This window comes from Rhodococcus jostii NBRC 16295, assembly GCF_001894825.1.
In the GTDB taxonomy this organism is placed as follows: domain Bacteria; phylum Actinomycetota; class Actinomycetes; order Mycobacteriales; family Mycobacteriaceae; genus Rhodococcus_F; species Rhodococcus_F jostii.
Window position 1 is genome coordinate 1 of record NZ_BCWY01000061.1, and the last position, 20,168, is coordinate 20,168.

At 65.2% G+C, this 20,168-nt stretch carries 18 protein-coding genes and 1 pseudogene; 7 read left to right on the forward strand and 12 right to left on the reverse strand.

The genetic code is table 11. The features are described from left to right. Positions 1-204 precede the first annotated feature (204 nt). The 4 genes from RJ1_RS30645 to RJ1_RS30660 form a co-directional block, all read right to left on the reverse strand. Entirely contained in the window at positions 205-942 is a 738-nt protein-coding gene (locus tag RJ1_RS30645; RefSeq protein ID WP_073366274.1) for an IclR family transcriptional regulator, read from the reverse strand. 118 nt (positions 943-1,060) lie between these two features. Beyond that, a complete protein-coding gene (locus RJ1_RS30650) occupies positions 1,061-1,348 on the reverse strand; it encodes a PaaI family thioesterase (protein ID WP_143049021.1) in 288 nt (95 codons plus the stop codon). A gap of 219 nt (positions 1,349-1,567) precedes the next feature. Continuing rightward, positions 1,568-2,452, reverse strand: a complete 885-nt coding sequence (locus RJ1_RS30655; RefSeq protein WP_073366275.1) for an alpha/beta fold hydrolase — start codon at positions 2,450-2,452, stop codon at positions 1,568-1,570. After that, on the reverse strand, positions 2,449-2,814 hold the full coding sequence (locus tag RJ1_RS30660) for a hypothetical protein (RefSeq protein ID WP_240320077.1): 366 nt from the start codon (positions 2,812-2,814) through the stop codon (positions 2,449-2,451). The genes RJ1_RS30655 and RJ1_RS30660 overlap by 4 nt, the downstream gene beginning before the upstream one ends. Before the next feature lie 605 nt (positions 2,815-3,419). Here RJ1_RS30660 and RJ1_RS30665 point away from each other — a divergent pair. The 3 genes and pseudogenes from RJ1_RS30665 (at position 3,420) to RJ1_RS30675 (ending at position 6,197) form a co-directional block, all read left to right on the forward strand. Further along, positions 3,420-4,457 carry a zinc-dependent alcohol dehydrogenase family protein gene (locus RJ1_RS30665; RefSeq protein WP_073366277.1) on the forward strand — a complete coding sequence of 346 codons (1,038 nt, stop codon included), beginning with the start codon at positions 3,420-3,422 and terminating at the stop codon, positions 4,455-4,457. A gap of 313 nt (positions 4,458-4,770) precedes the next feature. Continuing rightward, positions 4,771-5,748, forward strand: a pseudogene (locus RJ1_RS30670) (aldo/keto reductase). A 77-nt stretch (positions 5,749-5,825) separates the two neighbouring features. Next, positions 5,826-6,197, forward strand: a complete 372-nt coding sequence (locus RJ1_RS30675; RefSeq protein ID WP_073366278.1) for a DUF2255 family protein — start codon at positions 5,826-5,828, stop codon at positions 6,195-6,197. A gap of 225 nt (positions 6,198-6,422) precedes the next feature. Here the strand turns inward: RJ1_RS30675 and RJ1_RS30680 are convergent, their stop codons facing one another. From RJ1_RS30680 to RJ1_RS30700, 5 genes are read right to left on the reverse strand one after another with little or no spacing between them, the layout of a single operon-like run. Next, a complete protein-coding gene (locus RJ1_RS30680; protein WP_073366279.1) occupies positions 6,423-6,836 on the reverse strand; it encodes an OsmC family protein in 414 nt (137 codons plus the stop codon). Then, a complete protein-coding gene (locus RJ1_RS30685; protein WP_073366280.1) occupies positions 6,833-8,197 on the reverse strand; it encodes an LLM class flavin-dependent oxidoreductase in 1,365 nt (454 codons plus the stop codon). The genes RJ1_RS30680 and RJ1_RS30685 overlap by 4 nt, the downstream gene beginning before the upstream one ends. Positions 8,198-8,210: 13 nt before the next feature. Further along, positions 8,211-9,299, reverse strand: a complete 1,089-nt coding sequence (locus tag RJ1_RS30690) for an NrtA/SsuA/CpmA family ABC transporter substrate-binding protein (protein WP_073366281.1) — start codon at positions 9,297-9,299, stop codon at positions 8,211-8,213. A gap of 26 nt (positions 9,300-9,325) precedes the next feature. Further along, positions 9,326-10,063, reverse strand: coding sequence for an ABC transporter ATP-binding protein (locus RJ1_RS30695; RefSeq protein WP_073366282.1), 738 nt, complete (start codon positions 10,061-10,063; stop codon positions 9,326-9,328). Continuing rightward, the gene (locus RJ1_RS30700; protein WP_083400807.1) at positions 10,063-10,908 is read right to left on the reverse strand and encodes an ABC transporter permease subunit; all 846 of its coding nucleotides are present in this window, start codon (positions 10,906-10,908) and stop codon (positions 10,063-10,065) included. The genes RJ1_RS30695 and RJ1_RS30700 overlap by 1 nt, the downstream gene beginning before the upstream one ends. Positions 10,909-11,096: 188 nt before the next feature. On the opposite strand from RJ1_RS30700, the gene RJ1_RS30705 reads away from it, so the two are divergent. The 3 genes from RJ1_RS30705 to RJ1_RS30715 all read left to right on the forward strand — a co-directional run bounded on the left by RJ1_RS30705 (position 11,097) and on the right by RJ1_RS30715 (position 13,998). Then, positions 11,097-11,720: a GntR family transcriptional regulator gene (locus RJ1_RS30705; protein ID WP_240320076.1), complete on the forward strand. Its 624-nt coding sequence runs from the start codon at positions 11,097-11,099 to the stop codon at positions 11,718-11,720. 301 nt (positions 11,721-12,021) lie between these two features. Then, positions 12,022-13,452 carry an aldehyde dehydrogenase family protein gene (locus tag RJ1_RS30710; protein WP_073366283.1) on the forward strand — a complete coding sequence of 477 codons (1,431 nt, stop codon included), beginning with the start codon at positions 12,022-12,024 and terminating at the stop codon, positions 13,450-13,452. A 48-nt stretch (positions 13,453-13,500) separates the two neighbouring features. After that, positions 13,501-13,998 carry a hypothetical protein gene (locus tag RJ1_RS30715; RefSeq protein ID WP_073366284.1) on the forward strand — a complete coding sequence of 166 codons (498 nt, stop codon included), beginning with the start codon at positions 13,501-13,503 and terminating at the stop codon, positions 13,996-13,998. Between the two features lie 104 nt (positions 13,999-14,102). Here the strand turns inward: RJ1_RS30715 and RJ1_RS30720 are convergent, their stop codons facing one another. Both RJ1_RS30720 and RJ1_RS30725 read right to left on the reverse strand, forming a co-directional pair. After that, positions 14,103-14,432 carry a VOC family protein gene (locus tag RJ1_RS30720; RefSeq protein WP_073366323.1) on the reverse strand — a complete coding sequence of 110 codons (330 nt, stop codon included), beginning with the start codon at positions 14,430-14,432 and terminating at the stop codon, positions 14,103-14,105. A 244-nt stretch (positions 14,433-14,676) separates the two neighbouring features. Beyond that, positions 14,677-17,007 (reverse strand): ATP-binding protein, encoded by a 2,331-nt coding sequence (locus RJ1_RS30725; protein ID WP_073366285.1) that lies wholly within the window; start codon positions 17,005-17,007, stop codon positions 14,677-14,679. Between the two features lie 248 nt (positions 17,008-17,255). Between RJ1_RS30725 and RJ1_RS46890 the strand changes: the two genes are divergently transcribed. Then, complete coding sequence (locus RJ1_RS46890) at positions 17,256-17,393, forward strand: hypothetical protein (RefSeq protein WP_162850414.1); 138 nt, start codon at positions 17,256-17,258, stop codon at positions 17,391-17,393. 1,477 nt (positions 17,394-18,870) lie between these two features. Here the strand turns inward: RJ1_RS46890 and RJ1_RS30730 are convergent. Next, positions 18,871-19,908: an extracellular solute-binding protein gene (locus RJ1_RS30730; RefSeq protein ID WP_073366286.1), complete on the reverse strand. Its 1,038-nt coding sequence runs from the start codon at positions 19,906-19,908 to the stop codon at positions 18,871-18,873. Positions 19,909-20,168: the final 260 nt, after the last annotated feature.

Consider the following 20,168-nt stretch of genomic DNA (forward strand, 5'->3'; position numbering starts at 1 on the left):
AATCACCGCCCGCCTGTGACGGCGACGCGATGAAGCCCCCCGTGCCGGATCTGAGGCACGGGGGCGCTTTCTACGCTCAGTCCCGAACGAAAAGACATGCGGCGAGGCCGCTCACCCGCCGACCTCCGTGAATTAGGGAAGCCGACGCCGTGGACGAACTTCGCCTGTGCGGCTCAGGAAGGCATCCCGAGCGCATACGCGGGATCAGAGCAATGAACTCACGTTCGCTGCAGTGTCGGCGACCTGCTTACCCCACCACGGCACACGATTCTCGTCGAAACGGGTCTCCGGCATCGAGATCCCGATGCCACCCACGGGGCATCCCCCCTCACCGAGCACGGCAGCCCCGACGGCGCACACTCCCATCCGGTTCTGATTGACGTTCACCGCATATCCGACGCGGCGGATTTCCTCGATCTTCTTTCGGATCGATTCGGGGTCGGTGTCGGTCTGCGGAGTCAGTTGCTGGATGGGGCTGGAAAGAATTCTGTCGACCTCGTCGTTCGGCAAGCGCGCCATGATCGCCATTCCCCCCGACGTGTGTGGGAGCTGCCATGTGCTGCCGACCTTGATGAAGGTGCGAACCGCCTGATGGGAATCCATGCGTTCGATCTGAACCACCCGCTCCGCGCCATCGCGAACCTGAAGTGTGATGGTCTCGTTCGTCAGATCCCGCAGCTCACGCATCGGCTCGAGCGCGACCGTCCGCAAGTCTCCCTTGTCCCAGCCCCGCCGGCCCACGGCCAGCGCCCGCGAGGTGAGCTTCCATCTCGTGTACTCGCTCCCATCGCTGCGGATCCAGCCGGCGGACGCGAGCGCCTGAAGAGTCCGCTGTACGGTCGATTTCGGTAACTGAAGGGTGCGTGACAGTTCGCCCACTCCGACCGGCTGGCTCTCCGCCACAGCTTCGAGTACGCGCAACCCTCGTTCGATGCCTTGCACCTACTGTTCCTCTCCCTCGACCGCCGCTGGATCAGCACCGCCGCGGTGCTACATTTCCGTACTGTGCCGATTATCGGCACAGTATGTCGAAATGTCCAGCCTTGACTTCCCTACCGACTCACCGAGGGCGGCTCTCGGCGAGCCCACCGACGCCGACAGACGGCGAACTGTCCGCGAGGATCTTGAAGACCCCCGTCACCGTGGCCACCACCGCGTCGTTCACCCGCAGGTCGGAGTCCGCGAAGACCATCGATGCCGTGCGCCGCACGATACGCGGTGAGCTCGTCAAGAGGTCCCCGACCCGGACGGTACCGAGAAAATTGACACTCAGCTGCACCGCCGCCATGTTCTGCGTGCCGGTTTCGGCGAGGGCGGTCGATCCGAGAGCACGATCGGCGAACGCCATGATCAGCCCCCTTGCACGACTCCTCGAAGGTTTCGATGTCGCGCCCGCGCCCCGGAAAAGGTCACACGCTCGGCACGAATCGTGAGCTGATGGGCGGCGCCGGGCCGCCGACGGCGAGGTTGGAGGAACTCGCTCGCCGGCGGCCCGGCGTGGTTGCGACGGCCCCGGACCCGCGATCACCACGAGCACTGCCGACCGCGCAACACACCTATCCGACTGCTACCGGGTTGCCGAGAGCGCCTTCGACGGCACGGCCGCGTTACGGATTTCCCACAGCACCGGCTTGATGCACCGGAAGAACTGCTCGGGGTCCTCGCTCATCGGAAAATGCCCGAGTCCCGCCATCGGAAGAACCTTCGCGCCCTCGATCCGCGCGCCGAGCTCCTGCGCTTCCTCCGGCCCCGTCGCGAAATCGTATTCGCCGTTGAGGATGTACACCGCAGTCCTCGACGTGTCGATGTTCTTCGCCGTTTCCCGAAGATCGTGCTCCACGCTGTAGTACTGCAGGTCACCCTTGAACACCGGCGGGGAGCCCTGACTGTAGACCCAGGTCGTTTCCCTCCGGCCGACCTCCGGCGCCGTCGGTGAGGTCAGCGCGTACATCGCCGCCGGCTTCGAGTCGTTGCTGATCTCGGGGTGGAACCAGTAGTCGAGGTAATAGCCGGGCGAATGCAGCGCCGCCTCCAGGCCGATCACCGCACGGAACACGCCGGGGTAGTGCAAGGCCAGATCCGGGGCGAGGTTGCCGCCCATCGAACTACCCATATACACCGCGTCCTCGCAGCCGAGGGCCTCGGCCAGGGCAACGACGAACTTCATGAAGAAGTCCTGGGTCAGGGTGTACTCCTGCTCCCACCACCGCACCGACAGCGGCGGCAACGACCGCCCGTGATACGGCAGATCCCACGAGATCACACGGAACTGGGAGGTGATCTCCTCGTCCTCGAGCAGATGCCGGTACTGGCGGCCGTCACAGCCGGCGGTGTGCTGGAGAAGCAGCGGGATCCCGGACCCGCTCTCCTCGTAGTAGACCCGGTACTCGACGTCGTCGATCGTCAGGTACAGGTACCGCCCGACCGCCTTGTCGAACTTCGTCGTGGTCATTTCGCCTCCTCGGCAACGTTGGTGTACGAACGCATGAAATCGAACAGCCGCCGCAGCGCCGCGTAATAGGCGAAGAACATCTTCATGTCCCCGCCATAGCGGAAGTTGTGCCGCGACACCGCCGAGAACAGGTCCTGATAGAACGGGCGAGGCACCCGCTGGAAAAACTTGCTCCATTCTTCGATCGGCGCCGAGATCTCGATGTCGTAGTTCCGCGCCACCGTCATGAGGTTGTTGCCCTCGGGCGGTGCCATGGACTCGAGGTGTCCGTCCCGAATCACCAGCACGTAGGTCTCATCGCCGATCTCCAACCGGACGATGGCGTTCCAGAAGCGCGCCGCAATCTTGAATTCGGGATCCAAGTTGAGCGCCTCCGTGAACCTCTCCGTGTCCACAAATGGCATGAGATTTCCCTTTCTAGGAAGTCACTAATCGAACTGCGATCGCACGCGGGCTGCGTGGGGAGTCGCGGGGACTCGACGCGGCCACCGAACCCTCCCGGGGTAAGTGTGCCGTTCAGCGGAACGCCGTGTCATTTTCGAGTATGTGCACTGGATCACAGATTGTCAATACTGTTGCGGGTGCCGCCGTCGGGCTCGCGACCAGCGGTCCGGATCGCCTCGAAGTTCAGGTCGAGGTCACCGACACGGGATGGTGCAGCTTCTCGAGTCTGGTGCGGTGAAAGCGCACGGTGCGCTCGGCTCAGGAAGAACCGAATACCTCTCTGCGCGTGGATAACTCACCGACGGTTTCTGGACACCGAACTCTCACGCGGCGATTTCCGCCGTAGGCCGACAGGGCCCGCGTGCTCCGGGGTGATACGTGTCGCGAGGGAGGTACCGCCAGTACCTGGAACGACAGGCACTCCCGCACGGAGGAGACAGAGCGTTGACTGATCGACGTCGGTCGCGGAGGGCAATCGTCCGCGGCGATCAGGGATCGACTCCAGAACAATCGAAGGGACATCATGCGAGCAACCATCATGTACGGCGCCGGAGACGTTCGTGTGGAAAATGTGCCGGACCCGGTGCTGCAGCAGCCGACCGACGCGATCGTCCGGGTGGTCCGTTCCTGCGTCTGTGGCTCCGACCTGCACCCGTACCACAACATGCCGGTGACGCCGGAGGGAAGCCCGATGGGCCACGAGTTCATCGGAGTCGTCGAGGAGATCGGCAAGGATGTCGCGACCCTGAAGAAGGGCGACTTCGTCATCGCCCCGTTCGCCTGGTCCGACGGCACGTGCGAGTTCTGCCGGGAAGGCCTGCACACCTCCTGCCGCCACGGCGGATTCTGGGCCGCCAACGGCATCGGCGGCGGACAAGCCGAAGCCGTCCGCGTCCCACTGGCCGACGGCACCCTGGTCAAGGCCCCGGTCGGAGAGGACTCCGCGCTGCTGGCGTCGCTGCTGACCCTGTCCGACGTGTTCGGCACCGGCTACCACGCCGCGGTCAAGGCCGGCGTGAACGAGCGCAGCACGGTCACCGTTATCGGTGACGGCGCGGTGGGATTGTCGGCGGTGCTGTCGGCCAAGCGGCTCGGCGCCGAGCGGATCATCCTGATGGGACGCCACAAGACCCGCACCGACCTGGGTGTCGAGTTCGGTGCCACCGACGTCGTCGCCGCACGCGGCGAGGAGGGCATCGCCAAGGTCCGCGAGCTCACCGGCGGCGACGGTACCCACGCGGTGCTCGAGGCCGTTGGCCACATGCCCGCCTACGAGCAGGCCCTCGGGGTGGTCCGTCCGGGCGGTGTGATCAGCCGTGTCGGTGTGCCGCAGTACGAGGCCGCGCCTATCGGGTTCGGCACCCTGTTCGGGCCGAACATCACCCTCACCGGCGGCCCGGCCCCGGTCCGCGCCTACATCGAGGAACTGCTGCCCGACGTGCTCGACGGCAAGATCGAACCGGGCAAGGTCTTCGACCGCACCGTCGGCCTCGACGAGGTCCCCGACGGCTACCGCGCGATGGACGACCGCAAGGCCCTGAAGGTCCTCGTGCGTCCCTGAACACCTCGAGCCGCGTAGCCGGATTCGTCCGGCTGCGCGGTTCCCCCACCCGCCCAACGAGAAGAAGCGCGTGACTACTGACTCGGGCCCGGCAGCCGGCCGGGATCGCAGGGGTCACCCCCCGAGACGCCGGCGCCGCCGAGGACGATCCCGCCACCGTTCTCACCGCCCACATCTCTACGGCTCTCACCGGTGGCACCGTCCTGCTCGCGCGGCGGACACTCGACCGCACCCCCATCGACCTCACGAGCGCAGGCGTGCAGCAGAACGCATGACGACATCACCGCACCGACGAACAGAAGGAGTAGCGACTATGAAGCACGTCGAACTGAGAGACCTGGACGTCTCCCGCATCGGTCTCGGAGCCATGGGGATGTCCTTTGCCTACACCGGAGCGGGCACGGACGACACCGAGTCCATCCGCACCATTCACCGGGCGCTCGATCTGGGCGTCACCCTCATCGACACGGCCGAGATATACGGGCCTTTCACCAACGAAGAACTCGTCGGCCGCGCGATCAAGGGCCGCCGAGACGAGGTCGTGCTGGCCACCAAGTTCGGCATGATCTCCCACTCCGGCGGCGGTCCCGGCGCCCTCGACAGCAGCCCGGCGAACATCCGCACCGCGGTCGAAGGCTCACTCAGACGGCTGGGCACCGACCACATCGACCTGTACTACCAGCACCGCGTCGACCCGAATACGCCCATCGAGGACACCACCGGCGCTCTGGCAGAGTTGGTGAGCGAGGGCAAGATTCGCCACATCGGCCTGTCCGAAGCGGGAGCAAGCACGATTCGCCGCGCCCATGCCGTCCACCCGATCACGGCTGTGCAATCCGAGTAGTCCCTGTGGACTCGTGACCCCGAGCCACAGGTGTTGCCGTTGCTGCGCGAGTTGCGCATCGGCTTCGTGCCCTACTCCCCGCTCGCCCACGGCTTCCTCACCGGGACCATCCGCTCGACGGAACAATTCGACGCCGACGACTTCCGCGCAACCAACCCCCGCTTCACCGGTGAGAACTTCGAACGGAACCTGCACATCGCCGACGAAGTCGAGGCCATCGCCACGGAGGTCGGTGCCACACCAGCGCAGGTTGCACTCGCTTGGCTGCTGGCGCAGGGCGACGACATCGCCCCCATCCCCGGCACCAAACGGGTGTCCCGCGTCGAGGAAAACACCGCCGCAGACGCCGTCGAGCTGACCGACGACCAGATCGCCAAGCTCGACAACCTCACCCCGCCCGCCGGCGATCACCACAACGAGCAGCAAATGCGGATGATCGACCGTTAGCCGGCCGAGCCCTCGGCGCCCGAACCGCGAGACGCTCAATCCACAGAAGTAACTATCCATCGAGAAAGCGAGAGCACATGAACTCGTGGCGACCGCAGGACGCGCGGGCCGTCACCGCCCCCGAGGAGGTGCAGGTCGTCATCCGCCGCGGAGACGGCAGCCTGCGGCGCCCCACGACGATCTGGATCGTCGGTGACGGCGACCGGGTCTTCGTCCGGTCCACGAACGGCCGCACCGCCGACTGGTTCCGGGGTGCCCTCGCCACCGGCACGGGACGGATCGTCGCCCGCAGCACCACACACGACGTCGAGTTCACCGAGGCCGACGACGGCGACCTGGCGCGTGTCGACGCGGCCTACCGCGCAAAATACGGCCGATATGCCTCGATCGTCGACCACCTCGAGAAAGACGGCCCGCGGGCGGCCACACTCGAAATCCATCCTGCCTGAATAGATTCAGTGCATCGGCGGTGCCCCCACGTCGCGGGCAGTGCCACCTCTCCACGCCGAAACAAACCAAGTGGCCGGTTTACTGGTAGGGTTTGGGCGTCATGGTGGTCACATGACAACGCGAACGCTCGGGGCACACGAGCCGATTCGCGCGAGGGGTGGAGTGCAGGTGCCGCCTGAGCTGCTGGTTGGGCGGCACCTGCACCCACTGTCCGGGACCATCGCTCACAGGCTCCCGTTGACGACGAGTTCGATCCCGCTACCCCGCCGGACGGTGTTGTAGATCGGGCAGGTGGAGACGAACTTGTCCGCCAACAGTTCGGCTGCCGCCTGGTCGACGCCGTGGATGTGGATGTGGACGGTGGTGAAGTCGTAGCGGGTGACGTCGGCCGTCCCTCGCCGATGCGTCGCCCGGACCTCGATCGAGTCCACAGCTATACCGTCAGCCTCGGCGTTGGCCTGGATGTTCGCCATCGCACAGGACGTGAGCGCGGCGAGCAGTAGTTCGCCCGCCTGGACGGCCTCGGCGGGCCCGAACCGGGAGTCGGTGACGAGGTGGTTGCCGCGAGCATCGAGGAGGAATCGTCCGGGTCTATCGACGAGAGTGTGCCCGGCTACCTCGACGACGTCAGTGGTCACGCGTCGGCCTCCGCGGTCCGTCGTACGCGGCGAGCCCACTCCCCCGACTCGACCCGCGGGAGACCGAGGTTCTCCCGGAGCGTTCTCCCCTCGTACTCGGTGCGGAACAGTCCGCGCTTCTGCAGTTCGGGGACGACCTGACGGGTGAAGTCCTCGAATCCGCCCGGCTGGTAGGGAGCCTGCAGCATGAATCCGTCGCATGCGCCCTCCGTGAACCACTGTTCGAGCCCGTCGGCGACCTCGTTCGCGGTGCCGATGAACCCACCCTCGACGCGTCCGCCGTACCGCTTTCCGAGTTCGCGGAGGGTCAGGCCCTCGCGCTCGGTCATCTCACGGACCTCGTTGTAGTGCCCTTCGACCCCGGGTACCTCGACGTCGGGTAGGCGTTCGTCCAAAGGGAAGGTCGAGAGATCGACATCGAGATGGTAGGCGAGGGTGGACAATCCACCGAGCGGCGGCACCAACTCGAACAGTTCGTCGAAGGTTTGCCGGGCGATCGCGGTGGTGGCGCCGACCACCGGCGCGATCGACGGCAGGATCTTCACCGAGTCGGGGTCGCGGCCGTGCGCGGCGGCGCGTTCCTTGATCTCCCGGTAGAAGTCCTGGGCGGATTCCAGCGAGGCGTGGCTGCAGAAGATGACGTCGGACCACCGGGCGGCGAAGTCCTTGCCCTTCGCGGACGCTCCTGCCTGGATCACCACCGGGTATCCCTGGGGCGGCCGCGGAACGTTCAGCGGTCCTTGGACGGTGAACCACTCCCCCTTGTGCCCAATGCTGTGGACGCGTTCGGGGTCGGCGAAGAGCGGCGCCTCGGTGTCGAGCACGAGCGCGTCGTCGTCCCAGCTGTCCCACAGTTTTCCGGTGACTTCGAGGAACTCGTCCGCCCGCTCGTATCGCTGCTTGCGGGGAAACTGCTCGTCCCGGTTGAAGTTCCGGGCCTCCGACTCCTGAAACGACGTCACGACGTTCCAGGCGGCCCGGCCGTCGGTGAGGTGGTCGAGTGTCGCGAAGGACCGGGCCACGGTGAACGGCTGCGCGTAGGTGGTCGAGACCGTCGCCGCGAGCCCGAGATGCGAGGTCACTGCGCCCATCGAGGACAGGATGTGCAGTGGGTCGAGACGCATCGAGCCGAGCGCGCCGTTACGCAGTTGCGAGTCGAGGCTGCCGCCGAAACGGTCGGGGACGGAGAGGATGTCGGCGAAGAAGGCGAGGTCGAACCGCGCGTCCTCGAGGGTGCGCGCGATGTCCTGGTAGTAACGGGCCGACAACCAGCCGGGCACGGACGCGGGGTATCGCCAGCCGCCCGGGCGGCCCGGCCCGGCGGTGACGAACGCGGCGAGGTGCATACGAGGAGATGACATGGTTTCGGTGTTCCTAATTCGCGAGTGCCGAGGTGACGGTCGATTTGATCGAATCGAAGCGGGAGTCCTGCAGCCAGGTGGTGACGTCGACCCGGTCGGGATACACGCCGAGGTCGTGGAAGTTGTCGGCGAGGTCCTGGGTTCCGTTGATCGCGGCTGCGTCGACGGCGCCGAATTCACCGGCGCCCGAGTACGACAATCGTCGCGACTTCACCAGGTCGAGATAGACCTGCTCTTCGAGGTCGCTGTTGCCGAAGCCGCCCAGGTCGGCGAATGCCGCCACCGCCACTTCGGGATTTCCCTCGATCCACCGCTGCGCGTCGCGTACGTTCCGAACGAGCGCCGCGGCGGTCTCGGGGTGATCGAACGCGAGGCTCTCACTGGCGACGAAGAATGCGTAGTCGTACGTTTTCACGTCGGGCAGAGCCACGGCATCGTGTTTGCGCTTGGCCAGTTCGACGGTGGGTTGCCAACTTGTCCAGGCATCGACCTTGCCCTCGGCGAACGCGGCCTCGGCGTCGGCGGCGGGTAGGTTGACGTATTCGATGTCCTCGAGTGTGAGACCGACCGACTGCAGGTACTTCACCAGGCTGTAAGTGCCGGTGGTGCCACGGTGGTCGGCCACCCTGCGGCCCTTCAGGTCCGCTCCCGCCTTGATGTCGGATCCGCGCGGCACGAGGATGTCGACCTCGTTCGCGGGCAGCGGGTAGGAGACGAGCGGGACGATCGGCACCCCACCACCGATCGCATAGATGACGGCGGTCGCCGTGGCGAAGGAGAAGTCGACGCTGCTCGACTTGATCGCCTCCATCACGGGCAGTGACGCCGGGAATCCGGAGGGCCATTGCACGGGAAGACCGAGATCGGCGCTCAGGTCGAAGCCACCGAGGTTGTTGCGGAGGATGGTTCCGGGCTCGGCCTTCCCGTCGCCGATTAGGGCGTAGCGCACCTCGGTGAGCGGACCGCCGGACGTACCCGAAGCCGTACCGGACCCGCATCCGGCGATCGAGAGCGCCGACAGGCCGAGGACACCGGCCCCGGCTGCCTTGAGGAAACCGCGGCGGTCGAGTGCCGCGAGGGACGGGTTGACGCGCGAAGACATGGAGAGGACGAACCTTTCGGGTGGGATCAGGGGAAGGTGAGCGCGGTGTCGGCCTGCAGGAGTCCGTCGAGGAACTCCTCCTTCCAGACCGCGAGCCGGCTGTCACCACGGTGTCGTGGCCGCGCCTGCGGGATCCGCAGGTCACGGGTAATGCCCTGCTCGGTGAGCAGGAGGACGCGGTCGGAGAGGACGAGCGCTTCCTCGACGTCATGCGTGACGAGAAGAACCGTGCGGGGCCGGTCGGCCAGCACTCGCTCGAGCAACTGCTGCATCGCGACCCGGGTGATGGCGTCGAGTGCGCCGAAGGGCTCGTCGAGCAGCAGCACGTCGGGCTGATGCAGGAGTGCGCGAGCCAGGGCAACGCGCTGCCGCTGCCCGCCGGACAACTCGGACGGCCAGTCCGTCTCCCTGCCGGCGAGGCCGACAGCGTGGAGCAACTCGACAGCCCGGTCTCGCTGGTTCCGGGTGCCGAGTTGCACGTTGTCGACGACGGACCGCCACGGCAGCAACCGGTCCTCCTGAAACATCATTCGGGTGACCAAGTCGGCGGTTCTTGCGCCGACCGGTTCGACCGAACCGCTCGTCGGTCGCTCGAGACCCGCGAGGATCCGCAGGAGCGTCGATTTGCCGACACCGCTGGGGCCGAGGAAAGAGACGAACTCGCCCGGGGCGATGGCGAGATCGATGTCGTGGAGGACGGTCTTGTCGCGGTAGCGGTGGCCGAGACCGACGAGGTCGAGACCGACGAGGGAGGAAGTGGGCATTAGCGAGTTCCGCCTTGGTAGTGAGGGTTCCAGCGCAATACACGGGCCTCGATCAACCGGGTGATCTGGTCCGCGAGCAGACCCGCGATCGCGTACAGAAGAATGGCGAGGACGATGCGGTCGTTCCGCAGCATGTCGCGGCCGTTCTGGGCGAGGAAGCCGATGCCCTCGCTGGTGGCGATGGTCTCGGCGATCACGAGAGTCAGCCACGCGACGCCGAGGGCGTACCGGATGCCGGTGAGGATCATCGGCATCGCGCCGGGGACGATGATGTCGCGGATTCGGGCGCCACGGCCGAGTCCGTAGGACTCGCCCAGCTGGATCAGTTTGGGATCCACGGTACGGATACCCGCGACGGTGTTGAGGTAGACCGGGAAGATCACGCCGAGAATGACGAGGACGATCTTCGGCAGTTCACCGATGCCGAACGCGGCGATCAGCAGCGGCACCAACGCGAGGTGTGGCAGCGCCCGCAGCATCTGCAGGGTGCGGTCGACGAGCCCCTCCGCGATCTTCGAGAGCCCGACGAGGAAGCCGAGCAGCAGGCCGATAGCTGCGCCGAGCGTGAACCCGATCAGGATCCGGCGCACACTCACCAGCAGATGCGTCTGCAATTCGCCCGACGTCCACAGTTTATCTGCGGTGGCGAGCACCTTGCTGGGCGGCGGAAGGATCGACGGGGACATCGTGCCGGTCGACGACGCCCATTGCCAGCCGAGGATCAGCAGAACCGGGACCACCCAGGGCAACAGCACGGCGGGCCGGAGGCGGCGGCGCGGCGCCGGCGGGCGGTCGCCGGGAGGTGATGTGACGGCACGGCGCGGTGCGACCTGGGTGTCAGACATATCGATTGCCCGGGATTGACGAGTGGTTGTGCATGACTTCTCCTTGTGCAGACGCGGAGGAGCCTACGAACATCTGCACATAAATGTCTTTATCTGTATACACATGGATTCAAAGTATTTACTCGGGCACCTGCACTCTGGTAAGGGTTGCGTCGTGGCATGCCTTCGTGCCAGAGAGAGGACAACCCGTGGAACGAGAGTCAGCCGCGTACAAGCAACTACGCGAGCGCATCACAGGGGGCACCTACCGCCCGGGGACGATGCTGGTGCCCGCGGCGGTCGGCACCGAACTCGGGCTGTCCCGCACGCCGGTGCGGGAAGCGATGCAGCGCCTCGACTACGAGGGCCTCGTCGTCCAGGCACCGCGCGGGTACCGGGTGCGCGAGCGGAGCGCCGAAGAAGTGCTCGAGATCTGCGAGGCGCGTATCGCCCTCGAATCGGCGATCGCCTACTCCGCGGCCACCCGCCACACCGACCTCGACATCGCTCGACTGACCCGACTGTTCGACCAGGCCGTCGAAACACCCGACCCCGCGACAAGCCTGGCCATACACAACGAATGGCACAGTGCGCTGCGCAGCGCTGCACACAACCAGACGATCACTGAACTGATGGATCGGCTCGACGCTCAGCTACGGGTGTACGACGCGGAAGAAGCGCAGGCCGAATCGAATCTGCAGCAGATCGAAACCGAGCACCGCGACATCCTGAGCGCCGTCCGAGCGGGAAACGCCGAGCAAGCCAGGCTTCTCATGATCGCGCACCAATCCCGCACGCGCGACCTGCGGATCGCCGCGATGGCGACACGCTGAAATCGCGGGACGCCCAACACCTGAATCCGAACGCGCGAAGACGGCGACCACCGATCCGGTATAGCGAGGCACATTCTCGTGGGGGCACCGCCCGCTGATCAGCAGGCGGGACAGATCGTCTCGCATTTCATTCCATGATCGCTCGACCCGAATCCCGGTTGTCCTCCGATTGGGGGACAACGCATTCATCCTCCAGTGGGCCCGGCCGGCGGACAGACGTCGGAGCTGCGAAGAGTCATTGTTGTCACACGCCGGAAGCAAAGCTTTCCTGCCTTCTGCAGCAGCCGACCAAAGGAGCACCATGGAGAACACCCGGAAGTTTTACGTCGACGGCGAGTGGGTCGACCCGATCGGCACCGACACGGTCGACGTCGTCAACCCTGCGACGGAGCAGGCGATCGCCACGATCGCATCGGGCGACGAGAAGGATGTCGATCGCGCCGTCATGGCCGCCCGCAGAGCCTTCGACAGTTACGGGTCGACGACACGTTCCGATCGGATTGCTCTGCTGAGTCGGATAATCGAGGTCTACGAGCGGCGTGTGGACGACCTTGCGTCGACTATCACCCAGGAGATGGGCGCACCCACCGGCCTCGCCACGACCGCGCAGGCACCGTCCGGCCTGGTGCATCTCACCGCAGCCCTCGATGCACTCCGCGGGTTCGAATTCGAGGAGCAGATCGGCACGACAACGGTCGTGCACGAGCCGGTCGGCGTGTGTGCGTTCATCACTCCCTGGAACTGGCCTGTCAATCAGATCGCCGCGAAAGTTGCACCGGCGTTGGCCGCCGGCTGCACCATGGTGTTGAAGCCATCCGAGATCGCGCCGCTCAACGCGATCGTCTTCGCGGAGATACTCCATGAAGCGGGTGTCCCTGCGGGAGTGTTCAACCTCGTCCATGGCGACGGACCCACCGTCGGAGCCGCCCTGTCGATGCACCCCGATGTCGACATGGTGTCGTTCACCGGATCGACGCGCGCCGGCGTCGAGGTCGCTCGGAATGCTGCGCAGACAGTCAAACGCGTCACGCAGGAACTCGGCGGCAAGTCGGCGAACATCGTGCTCGACGACGCGGACTTCGAAGAAGTGATCACGCGAGACGTGTTGGGTGTCGTCGTCAATTCGGGTCAGTCCTGCAACGCGGGCTCTCGCATTCTGGTTCCGTCGGACCGCATGGACGACGCGGTCGCGATCGCCAGAGCCGCGGCCGGATCGATCGTGGTCGGTCCACCCGAGGCCGAGGGAACGACCGTGGGCCCCTTGGTGTCACAGACGCAGTTCGACAAGGTTCGGCGTCTGATCCAGACCGGCATCGATGAGGGCGGCACGCTCGTCGCGGGAGGTGTCGGTCGCCCGGCCGGACTGTCCACGGGCTACTACGTTCAACCCACCGTCTTCGCGGACGTGACGAACGATATGACCATCGCACGCGAAGAAATCTTCGGGCCCGTCATGATGCTGATCGCCTACGAGGACGAAGCCGACGCAATCCGCATCGCGAACGACACCAACTATGGGCTGTCCGGAATGGTCTCGTCGAGCGATCCGCAGCGCGCACGGAACGTCGCCCGACAGCTGCGGACGGGGATGGTTCATCTGAACGGAGCTCCACTCGCCTTCGATGCGCCGTTCGGCGGCTACAAACAGTCAGGCAACGGCCGTGAGTTCGGCAGATTCGGTCTGATGGAGTACCTCGAAGCCAAGACCATCTTCGGCGACAACGAGAACTGAAGGGTTCTCGCTGTAAGAAATGGATGCACAAGAGACGGGAGACGGACCGTGAATGCCATCATGTGGATGGGCGTGGCCGGGATAGTCGGCACGGCCGTCTCCCCGTGGGTTACCGAACGATTGCGCAGCAAGAACGCGCGCCGAGACCAGCTAGTGAAGCTGCGGCTCGCGATCTACGCCGAGTTGCTGAGAGCGACGGCCGCGCTCGCGGCGACCGCGACGACACGGGCATCGCATCCTGCCGGCGACCAGGAAGGGATAGGTGGCTATGAACTGGATTGCCTCGTCAGCCAGGCGCAGGTCGTGGCCAGCAAAGACGTCTACCGACAACTCGACGAGCTGTCGCACCTCACGGAGTCGTTCAATCAACACCTCGTGAGGGCAGGGTCCCGCCCGGTGTTTCCCCATCGGCAACATCTGCACGATGGCGCAGTGCACGACCCGCTGCGCGTCCGGCACCGGAGAACACTGACCGATATCGCGGGCGGTATCACGGCGGCTCACGGAAAAATCCAGGACGCGATCCGCCATGAGATGAACCGTTGACGGTGCGAGGCTCGCACCATCGCAGTGAGACGACCCCGATCGGGGAGATCGTCTCGACACGTGACGCGGGGCGACTCACGACGCCGACCCCGGCCACGGCGGGGCTACCGGCCGCGCAGCCCGATCGGGTTGCCATCGGCGTCGGCGAGCACGCAGATCCGCGCCTCGGATGCGACTTGACGCGGGGCGCTGCGCTCGGTCGCACCGGCGGCAAGCAGAGTTTCGCGGGTCGCGTCGAGATCCTCGACGTCAGCGAAGGCAACAGGTCCGGCGGTCTCGCCACCTGGGTTCAAGGCGATTTCGAAGCCGTCCACGTTGTACCCGACGTAGTACGACTCGTCGGTGTGCGGTGCGCCGAGCAACGCGGTGTAAACCGCCTTGGCGGCGTCCAGGTCCGATACCGGGATCACCAGGCTGCGGATAGTGGGACTCATGTTCGTCTCCTTCGGGATACGGCGGTCATCGACGACCGCTTCTTCGGCGATGCAGTCCACGCTATGCGCACCCAGGGACCGGCGCTTCTCGAATCCTGACCGATCTGTAGGTCTTTGGTCCGTCGTAGCGGATCGACGCGCACAGGTTCCAGACCGGGACTCCGAGTGGGTTCGTGTCTTCAGGTCGGCTACGGAACGCCTCCACCTGCGGGCGCCGAATCAGTTCCGCCGCGGCGGCATGCGATCAGGACTGCTGCCCCTGTGTCTGCTCGACGACCCATGTCGCGATCTGAGTGCGGGAGGTGAATCCCAGTTTGGAGAGGATGTGCTCCACATGGCCCTGCGCGGTCCGTTGCGAAATGACGAGCTTGTCGGCGATCGATCTGTTGGTGAGGCCCTCGGCGACAAGTTCGGCTACCTGCTGTTCCCGCCGCGTGAGGCTCGTCGATCCCGGTCCGGCGGGGGTGTCGGTCGTGTCCTTCTCGTCGAGGGCGTACGCCGCGGCTTCCTCGAACCGCATCCCGAGCCCCTGCCGGAACTCCGTCTCGAACGCGCGGTCACCGATCGCCCGACGGGCCATTTTCTCGAACTCGGCGTGAAGGACACCCACGTTTGGGTATACGGTGCTCGGACTCCCCGCCGTCTGGGCGAGGGCGTCCGTCGCACCCATCAGCCTGGCCGCACGCCTGGAGGCTCCCTCATCCACTGCGATCCACGAGAGCACCTCCATACACCCCCCTGCGCTGATGCGGTCGTCCACGTTCCGAGCGAGCGGCAATGCCTGTGTGAGCAGATCTTTCGCACGGGACGGCTCGCCCCGCTGCCAGGCCCCCATCCCTAAACCCCACAGCGCCCATCCTCGGTAGACGAACTCCCCTCGCGACGCGGTGAGCGCAAGGATCTCCCCCCGGCACTCCTCGCTGCGTGTCCGGTCTCCGTCCGCGTCACTTGCCAATGCGAGCCCGAGCAGCGACCAGATCAGGTACAGCAGGTTGCCGTCCGTGCGGAATACCGCGAGCGAGGATTCGAAGTGTTCACAGGCCGTCGCGTAGTCCTGGGTGACCAGTGCGTGATGGCCGGCGGCGTCAGACATGAGCGCCGCGCCGGTACGATCTCTGAGTTGCGCCGCGAGGGCGCCCCCGCGTTCCGCATAGAGTGCGGAGGCCTCCGGGTCGCCGTTCAGTGCGGACAGCACACTCAGCACGTACAACGGCTTGATTCGCTCCGTACCGGTTTTGTCGTCCTGAACCGCCAGAAGTTGCGCGAGCCATCGCATCCCCTCGCGCAGTCTGCCCCGCACCAGCCAGTACAGGTACAACGCCTCGGCCAGGCGAAGTCCCGCATCCGCCTCTCTCGGGCTGGTCAGGCAGAACTCCAGCGCGGCCCGGATGTTCGGTTGCTCGGCGTCGAGGCGCACGATCCAGGCCACCTGTCGCGAACTGATCCAGTCGGCCTCCGCCCGCAGCACCACGTGTTCGTACCAGTCCCGGTGCCGCCGCAACAGCGATCCGAACTCGCCGGTCTCCTGCAACCGTTCAGTACCGTAGTCGCGCAGAGTCTCGAGCATCCGGTACCGCACCGCCCCCGCGGCATCCGCTTCGCGAATCAGGATCGATTTGTCGATCAGCGAGCCCACCAGATCCACAACCTGGTCCGCTGCCACGACATCGGTGCAGACGGCTTCGACGGCGTCGAGCTCGAAGCTGCCCGAAAATACCGCCAACCGTCCCCACATCGCCCGCTCGGCCCGAGTGCACAACTCGTGGCTCCAGTCGATGCACCACTCCAGAGTTTGCTGCCGTGCTGGTGCCCCACGACTACCCGAAGTCAGCAGGCTGTAGCGGTCCGTCAGCCGGTGCAGGATCTGCTCCACCGACATCACCCGCACCCGCACCGCCGCCAGTTCGATCGCCAGCGGCAGGCCATCCAGGCGACGGCAGATCGCCGCGACCACATCCTGATTGTTCTCGGTGACAATGAAGCCCGGGACCGCCGCGGCCGCACGTTCGGCGAACAGGCTCATCGCCTCGTAGTGACCGAGTCCCCCACCGACCGCCGACCGCTGATTCGGCTCCGGCATCGTCAGGGGCGGCACCCGGAGCACGGCTTCTCCCCCAATGCCGAGCGATTCCCGACTGGTCGCGAGAATCCGAAGTTCCGGGCAGGCACGGAGAAGCGTGTCGACGAGATCGGCGACCGGTTCTACGAGGTGCTCACAGTTGTCCAACACGACCAGCAGCTTTCGCACCGCGAGGTATTCGACCAGCAGTGCCGCGGGTGGGTCGCCCCTGCCCTCGCGCAGGTCCAATGACGACAACACAGCGTCGCCGACAGCGCCTGGGTCGTCCAGTTCGCCCAGCCCGACCAACCACACACCGTCGTCAAACGCACGACTCGAGTCGGCGGCGACCCTCAGAGCGAGCCTGGTCTTTCCCACGCCGCCGATACCTGTCAACGTCACGAGCCGCGACAAGGAGAGCAGCCGGCGAACCTCTGCGACCTCACGGCGGCGGCCGACGAAACTCGTCAGTTCGTGGGGAAGATTTCCCACGTTCGCCTTGCCGTCGGGAGGCATGAAACCGTCGCTTTCCTCTCACATACCCTTGCGGACCACGGTACCTCCGCAACAGCGACGCGATACGGTTCGCGACCACCCTCCGCGGTGACAACTGACGAACAGAAGGGGACCTGCCATTTCCCTGCTGATGTCCATCGAACGCATTGCCGTCACCCAGCCAGTCGGTACCCGCTTCCCCGTACCTCTGCCCGCATGCCCGGAACCTCAGCGCCGACCACGACGAGCGCTGCCGTCTCCGGCCACCGGTGACATCTCAGCGGATCCGCACTGTCCTCACACCGTTCGACGTCGCGGCCACGCAGTGGTTCCCGGCCGCAGTCATCGCGTTCGTCGCCGAGTCGGTGTCCCCGCGCAAACTGAGGCAGCGCACCAAGAGCCTTTGACCGCTAGATCGAAAACATCTCTGCCATAGGGGTATTCGGGTTGCCTGAACCTACTTCAGTTACCTACATGGAGGTGGTGCTGAATGTCAGAGATTCGCCCCCGGGCACCGAAGTCGGATTCTTCGGCAGGGACGATCTGTCGCCACGGGTCCGTCGTATCGCGCTCACGTCGACAACATGGCCTCCGCTCCGACGAGCACCATCAGTGGGTGTCAGTGTTCTCGCTGACGCACACGCGTCGACGACCCGTGCGCTCGCGCCGCAAGTGCCAGATAGGTTTGCCGGAATAGACTGGGTTCGCAACAGTTCCGGAGCGGTCTTCACTGTCGGCGCAGCCCTTTGGCTGAATTGTTCAACGTACGATCAGGTTCGGTAGACATCATGCTAGACGTCGGCGGCGCTACGGAGGTTCACAGACACACGTCGGGCGGCGCCCCGATGAAGGGGAGCCGCCCGCGAGCACGAACATCTGGCTACCAAGCTGCATGGTTGCGCGGGGTGAAATGTGGCCTCGGCGTCAGACATCCCCCGCCTGACGCAAGCCCACCGCGCTGAGCCCAGTTAGTGGGCCGTGCTTTTGCGTGGGTACCTACAACTCGTGCTGGGCGCCACGACCGAGAGGCGGAACCTTTTCTTCCGGTCCAACCTTGGTCTGCCGTGGATCCATACCTCAGGTCTACCCCGCATATCCAGTTAAGGCAAGGAACGTGAGCTCGAATGCACCGGCCGGTGCCTCCAACTCGCTCAGTAGCCGAGCTGCAGAGGCCGCCGACGCAGTCCGCTTGGCACGACAGACGTCACCCCTGATGCGTACAAAGGAAAGACACCCACATAACTCGGGCGAGTGGCATGACACGCCGCCACCCGCGCGAACTACGTGACTGGTGGAGCGATCTCCTCTCGTCAACGCACAGAGACGACATCGCATGAGCGTTCCGTGGGCGGTACGGGCACGATCGGATGCGTTCTGGGAGCAACGAGTCTCCGGCGAAGCGCGGCTGCGGCGGTAACGGCGCGAGAGGATTCGCATCGTCCGACAATCCCCCTACACCGGCTGACCAATGCCAGGATCGCCGCAACCCTGACGCCTCCCCTGCAGATCGAAGCGAGCAATTTCGCGTCGGTTCGCTGCTGCCTCCCTGATCAGCCTCTCTGCGTTCTCACCTCGCTGAACTGCCCGGCTTCCGGCCGCCGTGGTCATTAGCTTGGCGGCAGCGACCGCGAACCGGCTCGCTCGCGCGTGCATCATAAATGTCACCGCCCCCGGGCGCTGTGGCATTCGGAGTTCCTCGAATCATTCGAATATCGTTGGGGCGTAATCGTGCTCGACCTCAACGATGCAGTTGGCCGGGGTGGCGGTCAGGGGCGCGACGTCGAATGCGACGCGGGTGCCGAAACCTGGCCACCGATGTCGCGGCGCACTCCGCCCGCCCCCACATTCGCAGATCCAAAGGATGGAAACCGCGAGGCGGGCCGCCTACTGGACGAATCGCTTTTCCCAGTCCGATTGGTATTGCGTGAGCGCTTCGGGCGTGAGATCAACGGCGTTGGGCAGCTCGATGTCCTGGGCGCGGGCGACGCTTCCTTCGATATCGGGAAGCGCGCTTGCGTAGCCGAGTGACAACGCCTTCTGGCCGGCCGGGGTCACCATGAAATTCGCCAGCACCTGCGCCGCATTCGGGTGCGGCGCCGCCGAGAGGACGTGAGTGAACCATGGAGTTCCCCACCGAGGGGTCGGCAATGCCCAGTCCACGGGAGCACCCGATTCCTTTTCCCGCACCAGGGGTTGCACCATAGGGGTTGCGACGATCTCACCCGAGGTCAAGGCCTGAGCGACCCCCAGCGCACTCGGGTAGATCCGTGGTTTCAGCTCCGCGAGTTTCTGAAGGTAATCGTCGCCGAAGTTCTTCTCGAAGAATCGGTAGAGATCGACGTACGAGGCAATGCCCGACGGGTTGACGATACCGATCTTGCCCTTCAACGCAGGATCGAGCAGGTCTGCCGGCTTCTGCAGACCACCCGGAAGTGCGGCGGTGTTCCATCCGAGAGAGAACACCGCCGCACTCGTCAGGAAGAACTTGTCGGAAATGACGCTCTTCTGCGGTTCGTACTCCGGCGCGTCAAATGCCGGACCGACGAGGTCGGTCGAGTAGGTGCCCGACTCGGCGGAATTCTCGATCCAGGCGGCGTCGGTCAGCATGTGGACGTCGGCCGTGCCTCGCTTCGTCTGATTCTCGACCTCGACCTTCGGGTTGATGTCGGCGTCGGTTCCCCGGACGTACTCGAGGGAAATTTCGGGATACTCCTGCTCGAACGCCACTGTGAGAGCGTCGAGATTGGCGGGTTTCTGGCTCGAGTACAGCAGCACACTGCCTTCGCCCTTGGCAGCTGCAACGACCTCGTCCCAACCGCCGGACACTGGTTGGTTGGCTGCGGAGCCACCGGACCCGCAAGCGGCGGAGGCGAAAGCAGCGACGACCGCGACCGCCATCAGCTTTATCGGCACACTTCTCATGACATGCAAGTCCTTTCGTATGGGTTCACGGAGCGCGAACCTGTGCATTCGGGACAGAGCGAGGAATCTCGCACAGAGGGAACGTCTACGCCGCGAGTGACCTGTCCAGTGCAGCAACATGATCGGGACGTGCGTACAAGCGTTTGCCCAAGGCCGCCTGTTGTCCGCCTGTGTTTGCAAGAGCGGTCGGCTGCCATCGTGTGAACGGACGACATTGCACTTGACGAAACATGAACTGAAATCAGTTTGAATCTAGATAA

Bases quoted from the DNA above. Each gene is read 5' to 3' on its own strand.
- RJ1_RS30650 (WP_143049021.1), bottom strand. From the start codon at position 1,348: ATGGCGTTCGCCGATCGTGCTCTCGGATCGACCGCCCTCGCCGAAACC.
- RJ1_RS30655 (WP_073366275.1), bottom strand. From the start codon at position 2,452: ATGACCACGACGAAGTTCGACAAGGCGGTCGGGCGGTACCTGTACCTG.
- RJ1_RS30665 (WP_073366277.1), top strand. From the start codon at position 3,420: ATGCGAGCAACCATCATGTACGGCGCCGGAGACGTTCGTGTGGAAAAT.
- RJ1_RS30675 (WP_073366278.1), top strand. From the start codon at position 5,826: ATGAACTCGTGGCGACCGCAGGACGCGCGGGCCGTCACCGCCCCCGAG.
- RJ1_RS30685 (WP_073366280.1), bottom strand. From the start codon at position 8,197: ATGTCATCTCCTCGTATGCACCTCGCCGCGTTCGTCACCGCCGGGCCG.
- RJ1_RS30690 (WP_073366281.1), bottom strand. From the start codon at position 9,299: ATGTCTTCGCGCGTCAACCCGTCCCTCGCGGCACTCGACCGCCGCGGT.
- RJ1_RS30695 (WP_073366282.1), bottom strand. From the start codon at position 10,063: ATGCCCACTTCCTCCCTCGTCGGTCTCGACCTCGTCGGTCTCGGCCAC.
- RJ1_RS30700 (WP_083400807.1), bottom strand. From the start codon at position 10,908: ATGTCTGACACCCAGGTCGCACCGCGCCGTGCCGTCACATCACCTCCC.
- RJ1_RS30710 (WP_073366283.1), top strand. From the start codon at position 12,022: ATGGAGAACACCCGGAAGTTTTACGTCGACGGCGAGTGGGTCGACCCG.
- RJ1_RS30720 (WP_073366323.1), bottom strand. From the start codon at position 14,432: ATGAGTCCCACTATCCGCAGCCTGGTGATCCCGGTATCGGACCTGGAC.
- RJ1_RS30725 (WP_073366285.1), bottom strand. From the start codon at position 17,007: ATGCCTCCCGACGGCAAGGCGAACGTGGGAAATCTTCCCCACGAACTG.
- RJ1_RS30730 (WP_073366286.1), bottom strand. From the start codon at position 19,908: ATGAGAAGTGTGCCGATAAAGCTGATGGCGGTCGCGGTCGTCGCTGCT.